General features: G+C 44.7%; 12 protein-coding genes. All 12 read left to right on the forward strand.

Annotated features, from left to right (window positions below):
• Window positions 1–81 precede the first annotated feature (81 nt).
• The 12 genes from ABC255_RS13160 (at window position 82) to ABC255_RS13215 (ending at window position 17,310) form a co-directional block, all read left to right on the forward strand.
• The gene (locus tag ABC255_RS13160) at window positions 82–1,662 is read left to right on the forward strand and encodes an ABC transporter substrate-binding protein (RefSeq protein WP_412994077.1); all 1,581 of its coding nucleotides are present in this window, start codon (window positions 82–84) and stop codon (window positions 1,660–1,662) included.
• 50 nt (window positions 1,663–1,712) lie between these two features.
• A complete protein-coding gene (locus tag ABC255_RS13165) occupies window positions 1,713–3,266 on the forward strand; it encodes a carboxylesterase/lipase family protein (RefSeq protein ID WP_412994078.1) in 1,554 nt (517 codons plus the stop codon).
• Between the two features lie 192 nt (window positions 3,267–3,458).
• On the forward strand, window positions 3,459–4,586 hold the full coding sequence (locus ABC255_RS13170; RefSeq protein WP_412994080.1) for a CapA family protein: 1,128 nt from the start codon (window positions 3,459–3,461) through the stop codon (window positions 4,584–4,586).
• A gap of 170 nt (window positions 4,587–4,756) precedes the next feature.
• Window positions 4,757–6,277: a carboxylesterase/lipase family protein gene (locus tag ABC255_RS13175; protein ID WP_412994082.1), complete on the forward strand. Its 1,521-nt coding sequence runs from the start codon at window positions 4,757–4,759 to the stop codon at window positions 6,275–6,277.
• A gap of 83 nt (window positions 6,278–6,360) precedes the next feature.
• Window positions 6,361–7,596, forward strand: coding sequence for a cytochrome P450 (locus tag ABC255_RS13180; protein WP_412994084.1), 1,236 nt, complete (start codon window positions 6,361–6,363; stop codon window positions 7,594–7,596).
• 113 nt (window positions 7,597–7,709) lie between these two features.
• Window positions 7,710–8,654 carry an alpha/beta hydrolase fold domain-containing protein gene (locus ABC255_RS13185; protein ID WP_412994086.1) on the forward strand — a complete coding sequence of 315 codons (945 nt, stop codon included), beginning with the start codon at window positions 7,710–7,712 and terminating at the stop codon, window positions 8,652–8,654.
• A gap of 17 nt (window positions 8,655–8,671) precedes the next feature.
• Window positions 8,672–10,033: a stalk domain-containing protein gene (locus tag ABC255_RS13190; RefSeq protein ID WP_412994088.1), complete on the forward strand. Its 1,362-nt coding sequence runs from the start codon at window positions 8,672–8,674 to the stop codon at window positions 10,031–10,033.
• A 76-nt stretch (window positions 10,034–10,109) separates the two neighbouring features.
• Window positions 10,110–11,936, forward strand: coding sequence for a CocE/NonD family hydrolase (locus tag ABC255_RS13195; RefSeq protein ID WP_412994090.1), 1,827 nt, complete (start codon window positions 10,110–10,112; stop codon window positions 11,934–11,936).
• A gap of 27 nt (window positions 11,937–11,963) precedes the next feature.
• On the forward strand, window positions 11,964–13,466 hold the full coding sequence (locus tag ABC255_RS13200) for a stalk domain-containing protein (protein WP_412994091.1): 1,503 nt from the start codon (window positions 11,964–11,966) through the stop codon (window positions 13,464–13,466).
• Between the two features lie 77 nt (window positions 13,467–13,543).
• Window positions 13,544–15,001: a C45 family autoproteolytic acyltransferase/hydrolase gene (locus ABC255_RS13205; protein ID WP_412994093.1), complete on the forward strand. Its 1,458-nt coding sequence runs from the start codon at window positions 13,544–13,546 to the stop codon at window positions 14,999–15,001.
• Between the two features lie 207 nt (window positions 15,002–15,208).
• Entirely contained in the window at window positions 15,209–16,069 is an 861-nt protein-coding gene (locus ABC255_RS13210; RefSeq protein ID WP_412994095.1) for an alpha/beta fold hydrolase, read from the forward strand.
• A gap of 56 nt (window positions 16,070–16,125) precedes the next feature.
• Entirely contained in the window at window positions 16,126–17,310 is a 1,185-nt protein-coding gene (locus ABC255_RS13215) for an MFS transporter (protein ID WP_412994097.1), read from the forward strand.
• The last annotated feature ends 70 nt before the right edge of the window (window positions 17,311–17,380 follow it).

Consider the following 17,380-nt stretch of genomic DNA (forward strand, 5'->3'; position numbering starts at 1 on the left):
ATCGTTAGTTCACGGTATGTTTTTTTTACTAAAAAATTTAAGAGGGGGTTAGGAATAATGAAATTTTTCTCCACTAAAGCATTGCGATTTGGTTTGGTTAGCTTTGCCCTTGCCGGAGCTATTCTATCCGGTTGCACACAATCATCAGAGTCAACTACAAAACCTCAAAAAACAGACGAAAAGCCATCTGCTTCGCAATCGGAAGAGGCAAAATCTGGAGGAACCCTAAAAGTCATCGTAGGAAGCAACATTAACAATATTGGAGATCAACCTGACATTCGTTCGGTGACGGATTTCATGGTCAGTAACAGTGCGTATGAAACCCTTGGCCGGTATAACGAAAAAGGGGAGATGGAGCCTTTCTTGGCAGAAAAATGGGAATCCGACCCGAGTGCTAAAGCGATAAGTGTTGTACTAAAAAAGGGAATCCAATTCCATGATGGAACAGAATTTAACGCCGAGGCAGTCAAGTGGAATCTGGAGCATTACCGCGATGGGGGTCGTGTAGAGGCGAAGGATATCCAATCCATCGACTTGATAGATAATCATACGGTAAAGATCAATTTAGCTCAATGGAATAATAGTTTTATAGATAATCTGTTTAACTTCGCAGGAATGATGTCTCCTACGGCCTATGAGAAAAACGGCAAGGAGGGGATCCAGGATAATCCAGTCGGAACTGGCCCATTTACGTTTGAAAGCTGGGACAAAGGAGTTTCCGTTAAATATAAGAAAAATGAAAATTACTGGCAAGAGGGTAAGCCTTATTTGGACGCTGTAGAGTGGACATTTATGGAGGATCCTATGACAGCGCAAGCATCCATGCAAACCGGAGATTACGACGTATATGTCAATACGTCCGCACAAGTTGCGAAAGACCTGAGTTCAACTTTGGAAGTGGTGAAATTAGAGTCAGGGATGGGGGCTGCAGGAACTTCCCTTGCACCTGATAGCGATGACCCTAATTCGCCGTTTAATGATGTCAGAGTTCGGCAAGCTGTAGGTTATGCGATTGACAAGAAGGCTATTACGGATACTATTTTTCATGGCTTTTCTGTACCTGCTGATCAATGGAGTGTTCCAGGTGCCCCAACGTACAATTCGAATCTTAAAGGGACCCCTTTTAATCCTAAGAAGGCGAAGCAGTTGCTTGAAGAAGCGGGATATGCAAATGGCTTTAAAACGAAAATTACATTCTCAAGCAATCCGGAGAACATGCAGATGTATACAGCCATTCAAGGCTATCTCAAGAATATAGGTATCGATGCTGAGCTTAATCCTGTAGATACTGCGAAGTGGCAGGAAATGTCGGCAAAAGGAGGAGACTGGGAGGGGCTCATTCACAGCACTTTCCGGGTGGATAATGATCTCGTATTTAACTTGAACCGCAATATGTCATCCAAAGGAACACACTACTTGAAGACTTTGTTCCCGGAAGAGCTGGAAAAAGTCATAGAGGAAGCCAGTGCATTACCAACCTTTGAAGAGAAGATGAAAATATCACTGGAATTGCAATCCAAGGTATTTGACGAGAATTTAGTCAGTATCCCGATTAGAGTATCGATGAATACGATGGTAAAGGCTCCTAACGTCCAAGATGACGGATTCGGAAAGACCTATCTAAGCAATTGGAAACCGGAAGAAGCTTGGAAAAAGAAATAAAAACACTTCAAATGTTTGGCTGAACTATAGTAAAGAAGGGAGCTTGATCTATGCTTGATCCTATCGTAGAAACGGTAGCTGGAAAAGTTCGCGGAACAAATGATGAAGGGGTATATACATTCAAAGGGATCCCATATGGTGATACAACCGAAGGAGCACGGCGCTTTATGGCCCCATCGAAACCACAGCCCTGGGTAGGTGTTAGAGATGCCATAGCCTTTGGATCGAGGTGTTATCAAACAGAGGGAGGCATACAGGAATTTGACCGCGAGTTGAAAAAGGCGAATGCATGGGATGACGGGCCAGAGGACGAAAGCGAGAATTGTCTGGTTCTAAACGTGTGGACACGAGGAATAACAGATGGCAAGAAAAGGCCGGTAATGTTCTGGTGCCATGGCGGGGGATTTTTCGCGGGTTCAGGGGCTAGAGCAAGGAATAACGGAAAATTTCTTGCCAAAAGGGGGGATGTGGTGGTTGTTACTGTTAATCACCGCCTTGGACCTCTAGGCTTCCTCCATTTGGGGGATTTGGCAGGGGAAGAATATGCTGCCTCTGGGAATGCGGGAATGCTTGACTTGGTATTGGCTTTGGAATGGGTACGCGACAACATCGAACAGTTTGGCGGTGATCCGGGCAATGTCACCATTTTCGGTACTTCCGGGGGCGGAGGCAAGGTCAGCACGCTGCTCGCCATGCCTTCCGCACAGGGATTATTTCATCGCGCAGCCATCCAAAGCTCTTCCGGTTTAAGGATGAGGACGCGTGAGGAAGCAACGCAATTGGCGGAAACCCTTCTTTTCGAACTTGGCTTGGGAGTGGATCAACTAGACAAGCTCCATCAATTGCATCCAAAGCAGATTTGGGAGGCATATTGGGCAGCGACAAAATGGAGTCCGGAATCGTTTGCCAAAAAGGGACGGAATGTGATGGCCGCTCCCGTTGTCGACGGCCGATATCTCCCGAACCATCCCTGTGATCCTGTTGCGCCATCCATCTCGGCTCATGTACCGCTTATGACAGGAACGACAAAAGATGAAGCTACCTTATTTCTTCTATCCGATCCGCAATTGGGATCCATTGATGAGCAGGGAATGATGAAGTGGCTGAATCTATATGCAGGCGATGATAGCGAAAGGGTATTGAATGCTTATCGGAGTGCGATGCCAGATGCTTCACCGAACGACTTACTTGTTGCCATGGTGACTGACCGTTTGACGCGTATGGGTAGCATCACCCTAGCGGAACGGAAGCTTGCCCTCAAATCGGCTCCTGTATACATGTATATGTTTTCGTGGGAGTCTCCTATATTGGGCGGAAAGATGAAATCCTTCCACGGAGCCGATGCACCCTTTATCTTTGATACGCTCAGCCTTGCCCCAACAGCCTTGACCGGGGATGATCCGGAACTTGTACCGCTGGCTAACAAGATGAGTGAAGCTTGGATTGCATTTGCCACCTATGGCAATCCGAATCACCCCGGATTGCCGGAGTGGCCAGCTTATTCGCTGGAAGAACGGGCAACGATGACCTTCGATAAGGAGTGCCGCATGGTCAAAGATCCTCTAAGAGAAGGCCGATTGGCTTGGGAGCTTGTGAAAAGATGACAAATGATTGAGCAAAAATTAGCAGGCGTAATCCTAGAACAAGAGAAGTGATTGAGTTTACGCCTATCATCATAACCGCTAAAAACTAGTCGATCGAAAAGAGTGAAGTGTTGTAGCATCTGCTGCAGCACTTTTAGACTATCTAGACGACAAAGTTGCACTTACTTAAAAAGGAGAAAGAGGAGAAAAAGAATGAGCGATTCTATTACCATGTATGCTGTAGGGGACGTGGGTCCAAACCGAAAGGATGCGCATTCCATCTTTCAGCATGTAGCACCTGTTATCCAAAAAGGAGACCTTGTGTTTTGTCAGCTTGAGCCAGCTTTATCCCGCAGAGGAACGCCGATTCCTCAGGCAAGACTGCCAATGCGTGCAGATCCAGTCGCAGCAAAAGCTATCCGGCAAGCTGGTTTCGATGTCGTCTCTTTCGCTAGCAATCATTGTATGGATTGGGGAAGGGAGGCCTTTCAAGATACGATTGATGCCCTTCGGGAAGAGAATTTGCATGTGGTAGGTGTTGGCAGCAATCTAGCTGAAGCTCGTAAACCTGTAATAGTAGAAGAGAAGGGTACAAGAGTTGCCTTCTTGGCCTATAATACAATATTGCCCCAAGAATATTGGGCGGAAAGTGATCGTCCAGGTTGTGTTCCTTTGAGAGCGCATACATTCTATGAACAGATTGAGCACGATCAGCCCGGCACTCCTTGTCGCGTACATACGTTTCCGCATAGAGGAGATATGAAGGGGATGCTGGAAGATATTCAAAAGGCAAGAAGCCAAGCAGATGTCGTCATTGTTTCCATGCACTGGGGGATTCACTTTGTACCGGCAATTATTGCGGATTATCAGAAGGATTTGGCTTATGCTGCTATCGATGCCGGTGCCGATCTTATCTTAGGGCATCACCCGCATATCTTAAAGGGGATTGAAGTTTATAAGGGAAAAGCTATTTTTTATAGTCTAGCAAATTTTGCGCTAGAGTCACCTTTTGCATTTGATGAAAACTTGGAAAATAAAACTTCTCATCAAGAGATCGTTGCATTAAATCCTAATTTTACTAATGGAAAGAAGTCACTTCCTCCCGATTCTTTTAAGACCATTGCTGTTAAATGCAAGATTTCCAAAAAGGGAATTGAGCGGGTGTCATTCTTGCCCGTCATGATTGATGAGCTGTCAGAGCCGGAGATTCTTTCGTCGGAAGATGCACGGTTCGAGGAAATACTAGACTATTTAAACTCGATCTCAGAGGATCAGAAGCTAAAGCTGGAATACGTAGTGGAGAGTGATGAAATTGTTTTGCTGGAGGATTTAATAGATTAGTATTTTGAAAATTTATTTATCGTGTAGGAAATCCACAATAAATTCCCTACACCGCGTAGGTGTAAACTGCGGCTTAAAACAATTAAATTAAAATTAGGGATTGAAAAGGTTAACACAAGGGTAATTTTTTATACCCATTTTCCCAGAAAATTAAGACGGGGAGGAAGGGAATGGACACGCTTGTAGAAACAACATATGGACGTATACGCGGAAAAAAAGAGGGTGGAGTTGTATCGTGGAAGGGAATCCCGTATGCGATGCCCCCAGTAGGGGAATTACGATTCCACCCTCCTCAGCCTCCTAAGCCATGGAGTGGCATTAGGGAGGCCGTAAATTTTGGAGATGCAGCACCACAACCTAAAATGGCAGCAGCATTGTTGCAAAAAAGAGGTATTAGCACAAATGAAGATTGCTTATACCTAAATGTTTGGTCTCCGTCAGCAGATAACAAACGAAGACCGGTGATGTTCTGGATTCATGGTGGCGCCTATTTTCAGGGAACTGGTGCCAATGGAATGTTTAATGGAGAATCCTTTGCAGCTCAAGGCGACATTGTGCTGGTTACCCTAAACTACCGCTTGGGACCTCTTGGGTATTTACAGTTAGCACATTTAGGCGGAGAGGAATTTGCTTTTTCAGGCAATTGCGGGACACTAGATCAAATCGCTGGATTGGAATGGGTCAGGGACAATATTGAGGCTTTTGGTGGAGATCCCAACAAGGTGACGATATTCGGTCAGTCATCCGGCTCTGGGAGTGTCAGTGTGCTTATGGCTTCACCCAAAGCGAAAGGCTTGTTCCATCGTGCAATTTTACAAAGCTGGAGCACGTCCTCAACCGGAAGTATCCCGTTTGCCGAAAAGGTTACAGCACAGTTGCTAAGAGAGGTAGGTATTTCTCCTGATGTGAACGCTATGCATAAGTTGATGGAAATGCCTGCTGACCAACTGGCTCAAGCAACGGTGAAATTACCTTATGTCAGCATTCGCCCGGTGGAAGACGGAATCGTTTTACCCAAAGCGCCGATAAGCATGTTTCAGCAAGGAAGCGTAGACGACATACCGGTCATGGCCGGCTCTACAAGGGATGAATATTGGAAAGCGGCTTTAAATGAGCCTGTATTGAAGCAAACAGATGAGGAAATCATGCTTCATTACTTTCAGGAGCAATTGGGACCTTTTTGGCCGGAAGTATCCCCATATTATCTAAGAGAGGACGAAGCAGGTACAACGCTTTCCGAAAAAATGAAGCGTTTAATGACCTTTCATCGCTATTCTTTTTCAATGATGCAATTGGCAACACAACTTTCCGAGCGTCTTGCACCGACGTGGATTTATAGGTTTGATTGGAGATCCTCCGTTCAAGATGGAAGATTAGGCGCCTGCCATGGGATGGAAGTGCCGTTTGTATTTAATACAATCAATACCCCGGAGGCTAAGGAGAGAGTTGGTGAATCGCCAGACCGGGAAGCCGTTGCCAGACAAGTCCACCAGGCATGGATTGCCTTTGCACGCAACGGTGATCCCAATAATGAGGTGATTCCGCATTGGCCAAGTTACAATGTGCAACATCGACCAACCATGATTTTTAACAGTGAAAGTGATTTAGCTTTTAATCCAGATCAAAAGGAGCGGGAACTGTGGGAAGAAGCTGTGAGGCGACTAGGAATTACCCACATGCCTATGGGGTAACAAATACCTTTACATTAAAGAAGATAATAGAGTTAAAGAAATGAATCTACCAAAAGTAATAAAAAATACCGGGAGGGTTTACTATGTCATATGAATCAATAGAAGCGTTGCGAAGGAAAGGCGGCATTGGCAGAATTCTTCATCACGATTTTGATCCGGTTCTTCCCGAAACGTTTACAAGCTCGCATGAAATTTACAAAGATATTCGACAACGCTGCCCAGTAGCCCATAGCAATGAGTTTGGCGGCTTTTGGGCGTTATTTAAGCATGAGGACGTAGTGAAAGCCCTTGAAGACTATCCTACGTTTACGACGAGTGTGCAAAATGCAGTGCCAAATTTCGCATTTACAGGCGTGCGGCCTCCGTTGCACTTAGACCCGCCTGAACATAGCGTCTATCGCCGCATTATTAACCCGTTTTTTACTAGGGAAAAGATTGATAGTCTTGTACCGTTCATTAAGCGCGATGCTTCACTTTTGCTGCAGACGATGATCGACAAGGGCGAGGGGGATGTTGGGACTGAATACGGGCATATTTTCCCTGCATATGTTTTCGCGGAATTCTTTAACTTATCTGTTGAAATGTCTCGGAAAATCAGATCAGTTATTGGTATTTATGTAGCGGCGATCCACGAACAGGATCATGAAGTCGTTAAATCGCTTAGCGGCGAATTATATGCAATAGCAAATGGCATCATTGAAGAGCGCAAGCAAAATCCGATGGATCCGTCGGAGGATATGACGAGTGCATTTATTAAAGCCATTGAAAAGGGAGAGTCCATACCAGACGATATGCTGCTCGGCACGATTCGCCAATTAATCGTGCTAGGCATGGTGGCCCCTGCCGTATTATTGCCGAGCAGCATCGCCTATCTGGCCATGCATCCCGATATACAGCAAATGTTGCGCGATGATCTAAGCCTGATTCCGGCCGCTGTCGAGGAATTAATTCGACTCAATACGCCGTATCGTGGAATGTCACGTACTCCAACGCGTGATGTCGAAATAAGAGGCCATGAAATCAAGATGCATGAGCCTGTTGCAATCGTCTATGCATCAGCGAACCGCGATGAGGAAGTTTTTCCGGAAAGCGATAAATTTATTATCAATCGTCCGAACATCAATGATCATGTCGCGTTCGGCAGAGGGCCGCATAAATGTCCTGCATCTTATCTCGTTCGCCACATGCTTGGGATTACGCTTGAATATTTGCTCACTCACACGAAGAACTTCGAAGTTAGCGGTGAAATTAAAATGACAAAATGGGCCGAATGGGGCGCACTAAACGTCCCGATTAAATTTGAAGCAAAAGCAAAGTGAATTTGTCCCCAATAGGAATGAGTCCCTTTCTTCGTGATAGGGGCTCAACTGATGAAGTTTCCGTTTTTTTACAAATGATCACATTCTACTAGAATGAAAGAGAGGTGCTTTTCATGGGCAAGCATAAAGAAGTGATAATTTGCGGGATGACACGAACGGAGTATGCAGCAAAAGTAAGAGAATCTCTAAGGCCAAACCCCACTTATTGCAACGAACATATTAAAAGAAAGTGGTTGAATATCCCCTACACCAATTTGCCGAATTCCCAGATGCTTGATGTTTATCTGCCTGAGACAGGAGATGGGCCGTTTCCAGTAGTCATTTATATTCATGGCGGAGGATTTGTAAGAGGTAGTAAAGATGACCATAAGAGTGCAACGATTGCTTTGAATGGTTTAGACCGAGGATATGCGGTGGTCATGATGAACTATACGCTTAGTTTAGACGCTTCCTTTCCGACGCAAATTCATGAGGTCAAAGCAGCGATCCGTTGGGTGAAAGCTAACGCAAGAGATTATCATATCGACCCTGCAAGAATTGGACTCATGGGTGCTTCAGCAGGTGCTCATTTGGCTGCATTGGCAGGAACATCCGGCACGGTAGGGGAGTTAGAAGATAAAAGTTTGGGTAATCCGGAAATGGATACTGTGGTGCAAGCAGTAGCAGTCGATTTTACGCCAGTGAACTTCGCTACTGTAAATGAACAGCTCCTCCGGTTGGGACGTGAAATACCAGATGGCTACAATGCCCCGCAATATTCGAGTGCGCTATACCTTGGGGATTTAATGGAGAAAGTGCCCGAAATTGTAGAACAAACCAATCCCGAAACGTATATTTCTCCATCGTCTCCGCCCTTTTTCATTCAACATGGAACCGAGCACTACATACTACCGCATGATCAATCCATTCACTTGGCTGAACTGCTGGTCGCGAGCATTGGAGAGGAAAAAGTGGAATTATCCCTTCTCCAAGGTGTTGGTGGTGGGGAGGACCCTAACTACTTCATCCAAGAAAATATCATGCGGGAATTTGACTTTTTGGATCGCTTTTTGAAATAAAAGGGGAGGTGCTGCAAATGACAATACAAGACTGGGAGAAAATCATTATTCCGGAGCCGAATGATGAAAACATATTTGATTACTATATTGGACAAATGGCGTTACCTGATCGGTTGAGCAGGAGAACAGGAACACTAGTGGAAGCCATGAAGCATACATGGTATGAGTACGTGCCAAGTTGGTATAACGGTGAGAAGGCCTTGCCTCTTGTTGTTTCATTGCATGGAGCATCAGGTACTGGCCATCACCAAGCCAGGAGTACCGGGTGGCATTTAGTCGCAGAGCGGGATGGACTGATGGTCATTTTTCCGAATTCCTCGACCAATATCGATACCGCCAGAAATCCGAACAACCGCTGGGACAATCAATGGGATGGAACCGATATGAATTATTTAAAGGCATTGATCGAACATGTGGTATCTGAATACAACATTGATGATTCCCGCATTTATATGCACGGCATCTCCAACGGTGACATGATGTCCCTGCAGTTTGCCCTCAAACATGGCGAGGTGCTGGCCGGACTGGCCAGCGGAATTGGCCCCACTCCTTGGCGGAATTTTGAGAAGGGCGATATTTTCAAGCCGGAGAAGCCACTACCTGTCTATCAATGGCGAGGGGAACAGGATTTGATTGTGCCCGGGATTCAAAGAGAAGAAGGCGGTGATCCGTCGATTCGCGATGATTTGAATGAGTTTAATAAGCAATTGTGGATAGAAATTGGCGGCCACGAGCACATTCCCCAAATCCGCATTCGCGGTAGGGACAATTTGGAAATTTACCGTGGAGGAAGTGTACCCTTTTTCTATAATGAAGTGAAGGATGCTCCGCATCAGACCGATGTTTATGCGGCAGATGTGATGTGGCGGGAGATGCTCAGCGGCTGTCACCGAGGTTCAGATGGAGAAATCGTTTCGAATAAACCCCTAGATCCACCTGAGGGAGATAAAAACGCGGTGGCCATTGTATTGGGAACGAATAAAGCTTTCATAGACAATGAGGTGTATGTCCTAAAGCAAGGTGGACCTGTAATGATCGGAAGCAGTATGTATGTGCCGGTACAGTTTTTGGGGCAAGCATTCGGCGCCGAAGTAGAACTCGTTGGGGAAGGAAAACAGGCAGTTGTCCGGACCGAAGATGGTACTACCATCGGATTCTCGCATGGGAATTCATCCGTTACAGTGAACAATCGCATTACGCTTTTGGATCAAAAGATGGAATTTAAGGACGACATGCTGATGATTCCGGTTCAAACGGTTTGCGAGAAGCTTTTCCACAAAAATATATCCTGCAATTCCTTTGTTGCTTATATATCGGACCATCGTGCTGAACTAAGCAGGGGTATTGCGCGAACTTTACAGAGAATATTGAAATCATAATTGACTTAATCAGCTATTGGGAATGAGTGTGCCAAGAGTAATTCTTGGCACTAACAATTTCTTTTTGGAGGTAGTGATGAAAAACTATTATGAAGCATTTATATCAGTAGCAGGTCAAAAGATATCCCGACCCGGCGAGTATCAGGGTTACTCTGAAATGAAATATGATGGTTTCAAACGTTTTTCGCAATATGTCACGATGAGGGATGGTGTGAAAATCGCTGTAGATTATTATCGGCCGACCATGAACGGGGAGGTTGTTGAAACCCCGCTGCCAGTGATATGGCGATTTACTCCTTATGGACGAATAAAATACCACGAAGATGGCAGAACTCTAAAATATACCACAGCTTTCACTGGTGATGGTATCCATGAGCGTAAGTTAGGGGATGAAAAGGATAATTATTGCCAGGGACTTTCTGATAGCGAACCTGATACGCTGCATGAATTGATGTTAAAAGTGTTCACGGCGCATGGATATATCGTTGCGCAGGCAGATGTGCGCGGCAAATTTGCTTCTTTTGGTACGCTCCCCTGTATTAATCCGGGTCAGGTAGAAGCGGATGATGGATATGAAATCAATGAATGGCTTGCAACACAGCCATGGTGTAACGGTAAAACAGGGATGTACGGCTCTTCTTATACGGGTCAAACTCAGCTTGAGGCAATCAGGACGAAGCCCCCTCATCTTAAAGCAGCTGTGGTATGCATGACAGATTACGACAAATATGATGGCTGGGTTCGAGGCGGAATTCCTAGAGGCGGCGATGCTCCTATGCAAGTTGATGATGAAATTAATTTGGCCGTGCCTGTCGATGAAGATGTAGATGGATCTTTACTTCGTGCAGCTATTGAACAGCATAGACATAATAGTAAATTTACGTTGCCGCCAGATGAGACGACCCCACCTATAGAGCCGCAATATACTTATAATCGGCTTCCTTACCGTGATAGTTTTAGCACGTTGACCGATAATCGTTATTGGGTTGATACGAGTGCAAGCACATATAAAGATGCGATTAATGAATCTGGTGTAGCAATCTATTTAATTGGCGGCTGGTTTGACGTATTCCGCCGGGATACTCTTGTGACTTACAATAATCTCTCGGGACCTAGAAAGATGATTGTTGGTCCATGGTTTCATACACGCCCAAAACTAGAAGTGAATCTATTAATTGAGCATTTGCGTTTCTACGACTTTTGGTTAAAAGATATTGAAAATGGTGTGATGGACGAACACCCTATTTATTACAAAACAGTCAATAATGAATGGCAGTTTGAAAAGGAATGGCCGCCTGCCAATTTGTATAACAAAAGTCTGTTTCTTGGGGAAGAATCCCTTGTAGATGAGGCGCCTTCCATCGAAGGTGAAAGTGACCAATATATGGCGGACTACACCATAACAGATTTGGAGGAAAGTCTATTCCCAAAGGAGCTTGAAACGAAAGGAATGACGTTTACCACGGAAGCGCTGTCAGAGGATTTGGTTGTAACCGGCCATGCATTAGCAAATCTCTGGATCTCCTCAACAGGAACAGATAGTGACCTCTTTGTTTTCCTCATTGATGTAGATGAACAGGGAAAAAGTACAACGGTTACCAATGGAATTCTTCGTGCATCAATGAGACAGACTGAAATTCCACCGTATAATTTTAACGGTCTCCCATGGCATCCATGTCGAAAGGAGGATGTGCAAAAACTAAAGCCAGGGATACCTGTAAAAATGGTCATTGATTTCTTGCCAACGTCTTATATGTTCAAAAAGGGGCACCGTATCCGTCTAGCCATTACCACATCCTTGCAGCGATACTTCTTTCATCAGGAAGAACCGGTGCCACAAATAACGATTTATCGCAATGCGATTTATCCTTCATACATTACCCTACCCTTAGATAAACAATAGAAAAAGTGAAGAAAGGAATGACTTTAATTGGAAGTAAAACCACAACCATGTACCAATAATTGGCGAAATATTATTCCTCCGGAAGGCATTATCAAATATAAGCAAATGATAGACGGATGGTACCGCACATGGCAGGAGTATGTACCGTCTTGTTACGATGGAAGCGTTCCGGTTCCGCTTGTCATCACAGTAGCAGGCGCTGCTCATCATAATGCAGATAAATATACAGCATGGCCAATGATTGCAGAAAGGGAAAACTTTATTGTTCTTTATCCGCATTGCTTGATTGAAGGAATTAAGTATAATCTCTGGCGTGACTACGATGGTGACGGAGATATGCCTGACGATATTGCTTATTTTGACGCATTAATTGAAATGATGAAGGAAAAATACAATATTGATGATGAGCGGATTTATATGCAGGGACAGTCTAATGGGGATATGATGACGAGTACCTATATCTTTGAACGAGGATATAAACTGGCTGCCGCCGCTCCACTCAATGGCCCGGCTGGAGCATACCGCTTTGTATCCCCTGAAACAGGTGAGATTATCCGGGCTCCAGAATACGAGCTTCCGATCATTCGTTGCCATGGTTCTGAGGATGTTGGTGGTCCGATGGGAAAAAGGAGTGGAAAAACATCTGTTATTGTTCCCGAAGTGGAACGGCATATAACGGAAGAAGAACGTGCCAATAAGTTTCGCGCTCATCAGATGATTCATCTTTACCTTTGGCGGGAAACGAACAGATGTACTTCATTACCCAAATTAAGTATGCGGGGAAGATATAGCTGGTTGCATTATGAAGGAGACCCCTGTGACCTAATCTATTATATAGTAGAAAAAGGAGAACACGGACCTTATCACGACATGGCAGACTATATTTGGACTTATTTCTTTAGCGGATATAAAAGAGTAAACGGAAAGATTATTCGTACAGAGCCCAATGATAAGGTAGAGCCGGATCAAGGAACAATAGCTCTGGCAGATGGTGCCTCTAAGGCCTATATAGACAATAAGCTGGTAGATATGGATGAAGAGGGACGCAAAACAAGATTAATAGATGGTGTTTATTATGTACCGGTACGATTCCTTGAAAAAGCATTTCAGGTTACGGTGGAGATGTATCATGATGAAGAAGCCGCAGTGATAAGTTGGGGCCCTAATCAATTGCAACTAGCTATGGGAAATAGAGCGGTCGTATTAAATAATAGGTTGAGAGATATCAACCGTACATTGTATTTTGACAATTCTCTCTATGTGCCTATCTCGGATCTTGCTGAGTTGATGTTTGGTTTGAAATCGGCAGCGGGTCGTGGCGCTTGCTATATAAGCCAGCATGGAGGAGAAATGTCCTTTGACTTCGCATATATAATTCGAGAATTGTTGGGAACGGAAAAAATATACACTCCACTAGATTGCTATAATCTAGAAGTAAGTCTAATAAAAGAATTAGATTTGGAACAAGATGAGGCTAGATTTAGAGAATACATGAAAAGGTATAAAGCTGAGAATGGGATAGACTTATAGCTGAATGTTGATTTCACTGTTATTCAAAAATAAACGGAAAAATTCCGGTTTATAAGAGAAGGGGGAGGAGCGACTGTATGATGACTATTGAGCAGATTGCTGCGTTGCTGGCAGAGAGGGTGGTTCCCGGAGAAATCCCCGATATAGTGAAGCCGGTATGTATCGTTACTGGGGATAATTATCAGATGGGATTTCAATACGGGCAGCAGTTGCAGAAAAATATTCGCACCCGTACGCTGCATCTGGCAGCCAGACTGATGGCAGCACGGCCCAACGTAGATATCATTGCTGATGCATACCGCTATGAAGAAATTTTAAGAACACAATCGCCTGAGCTAATCGAAATGTTCAAAGGAACAGCGGAAGGGGCAGATCTACCTTATGAAGCCATATTGGTTTATACGATTCTCAATTTGGCTCAAGCTTCTCCTAATCAGTGCAGCACCATCTCGGCCTGGGGTAGTGCCGCATTGGACGGACATTTAATCGCCGGCTGCAATGCGGATGGAGCAGCCTTTACCCACACGTCCTATGAACCGACTCTGGTGATGTATCCCAATGAGGGCAATGTCAGCGTTAACAACGGAGGATATAATAGTAATTTTGCAATGAACAATAAGGGCCTAGTGATCCTCGCATCCAACGGCGGCTGGAACGGCCGTAAGGATGATAGAGGCATTGGGACGCCTTCTGTATTGCCTGCCATGCACCTGAACTGGTGCTGTTCCAACGCAAAAGAAGCCGTGGAGCGGTACACCCTGCACTCAGCACCCATCAGCGCAGCAGAAAACTTGCATTGCGCCGATATCAGCGGCGATGCCTTCCTGATTGAGGCAACACATGCCCATTATTATGTACGCAGACCGGGGGAACACGGCGAAAAGGATTACCTGCTAGCCACCAATTTCTTTCTCAGTGAAGAAATGCAGTCTTCAAAACCTGCATCCAACGCCAGCTACATCAATGCCCAATTTAGATACCGCACAGAGGATAAGCTTCTGAAGGGAAATTACGGCAAAATTACCTTGGAAACGATCGACGGCATTTTGTCCAGTCGCGATTACTATGATGGAGAAAAGTGGGTGAAGGACGTCTGGGATGAAGAATACAGCAAATGGACACCGGAAAAGCGTAGTCACAGGAATGCTACCTACATGCAGTGTCTAGCGGACCCGGAACGAAGGACGGCGTACATCCGGCAGGGACAGAGCTGTGTCACTAGTTCCGGCATGCCTGGCTCAACAGGGAAATTCAGCAGGCTGGTTTTAAAGGACACCCCACTTGCCATGGTGATGGATGCGGAAGAGGAGGCAAAACGACAGGTGTTCAGTCTTAGTGAGAGACTGGAAACAGGCAGGCTGGCGATGGACTGGTCGGTGGAGCGCAGGATGAACGAAGCCAAACGCTGCGTCTGGGAAGGGTCCACCCAAATGGCAAGAGCCTTGGCCTTCGGGAATGATATTAACCAGTACATGTTGAACCTTGGAAAAGCTGCTACCAGTTTCAGTAAAGCGCAGGTTCTTGCAAACATATAGAGAGTCCTTGGACTTTTCTATCTACTAGACAAACAATCCCTCGTTTTCGATAGTCACTGCTGGAAACCACGGAAGAATAAATTTATTGAATTTTTTCCTACATGGTGTAGGAAGACGGAACCTTAGGGTTTGACTATAATTTAATAGAGATAAAGAATCTATCACAGGATACTGTAAAAATATGAGTGACGGAAGGAGAAAGGATTCATGTCCATTCTAAAATTAAAAAATATCCAATTGTCGTATGACGAATTTGGTACAGGGGATAGATATTTGCTTGTTGCTCAGCAATTTGTAAATAACAAGCTTCATTACTCGATCGACTTGGCCGAGCAGGGGTTCCATGTATTTAATATTCAAATCCGTGGCTATGGTGAGTCTACTCCGATTCTGGAAGATTTAGGCGACACTTGGTACGACGTCTGGGCGCAGGATGTATGCGATTTTGCCGACGCAATGGGAATAGAAAAGTTTTTCTACTCAGGTTATTCCCATGGAGCAGGAATTGGATGGCATATTTGCATGAATCACCCTGAGAGGCTTCTCGGCTTTTTCCCAATCGTAGGAGGTCCCCATTCGAAGGACGGACAGGAGACTGGAGCAGCCCGGATGGCCACAATCATAGCAGCCGAAAGTCCTGAAACATGGCTTCCTTACGCTGAGAAAAAGGCAGAGGGGAGCGGAGCTGTCTTTAAGAGAATAATAGAAAATGCAGAAGATGAGGAAATGAAAGAGAGAGCGAAGGCGGCATATGAGCAGACGAGATCTTTTTGGATCAACATGCCAAGAGAAGCAGCCATCCTGAATCCGAGAAAGCCCTATCCTAAGGTGAAAACAGAAGAAGAGTTGATTAAGATTTTGAAGACTATTAAAATTCCTACCCTTATGATTGGTGGCATGAAGGATGACATCAGTACTCCTGCTAACATGATCCGTTCTTGCGAGGCTGTAGAGAATTCCAAATTGGTCATGTATGCAGGTGCGACCCATAGCGCCCTGGGGCAGGAACGCCGTGAGGAGATTGTAGAGGATATCCTGCAATTCGGTAGGCAAAGGGGCCTGTTCTAAAGCATCTAGGAAAAGGGAGAGGTGGAAGCATTGACCGGAAAAATAAGTGATAACTTATGAAAGATACATTATGGACAAAAGAGTTTATTCTATTAATTATGGCAAATTCACTCGCAGTTTGTTCCTTTCAGCTTCTATTCCCGACACTTCCTGTATTTTTATCTGAACATGGGAACAACAGTCAAGAGGTTGGAATTGTGATGGGGATTTTTACTTTATCCGCTGTATTGGTCCGACCTTTTACTGCAGTGGGTTCAAGAAGGTGGGGGAAGAAAGTCTTTCTAAATGTTGGTCAATTGATCAGCTTGTTGGCTATTTGTACCTATATACTCGGGGTTACGTTCTTCTCTGCTTTAAGCATTCGTATCATTCACGGCATTGGATTTGGCATTTCCACGACCTTATTTGCGGTTATTCTCGCAGATCTTACTCCAAGCGTACGCAGGGGCGAAAGCATTGGTTACCTTGGGTTCGGTATTGCTGTTACCTCTTCGTTAGCCCCATTTTTGGGGCTATGGGTGTTCAATGGATTCGGTCCAATTTATTTGTTCTCCGTAACGGCTTTAGCACTGCTTCTATCCATGTTATGTGTGGTGTTTATCTCAAAGCCAGTTCCTGTTGACCCGCCGGACAGTAATTCCTCAAGAAACGTTTTTGGGAGTCTAATTGAAAAAACAGCAGTATTTCCTGCGTTTCTTGCCTTCCTTTTAGGACTCTGTTTTGGGAGTGTTATGAGCTTTATGGCATTATTTGGAAAGGAAATTGATATTTCCAATGTTGGTTGGTTCTTTTTCGCAAACATTATTGGCTCCTTTTCTGCAAGATTAATTGCCGGTAGAGTTTTCGATCGCAAAGGGCCTGCGTTTACGATCATTCCTGGAGCTATTATGGGAACCATGGGATTAGTTCTATTATCACAAACTACATCCACCTATCAATTAATCCTCTCAGCAGTCCTCTATGGATTAGGTTCAGGTTCCATTCTACCATCCTTGCAGGCGTGGATTATGAACATGGTTGCATCAAACCGCCGAACAGAGGCAACCGCAATGTTTTATAACTCATTTGATATCGGGATTGGCGGGGGTGCTGTAATCCTTGGATTCTTGGCGTCCGTTAGCAGCTATTCCTTCATGTATTTTTGCACAGCGGTTATTATGTTCAGTTTACTGGTTATCTACGTATGTTCGAAGCTGAGGAAAAAAAGGAGTAACCACTCTATAGAAATGAAATCGTATTAAATATAGAAGATTTATATTTAGTTTCCTAATTAATTTCATTTTAAGATGTTACCAAATTAATTGGAATAAG

The sequence above is a fragment of the Neobacillus canaveralius genome (genome assembly GCF_047237705.1).
GTDB classification, from domain to species: Bacteria; Bacillota; Bacilli; order Bacillales; family Cytobacillaceae; genus Neobacillus; species Neobacillus niacini_K.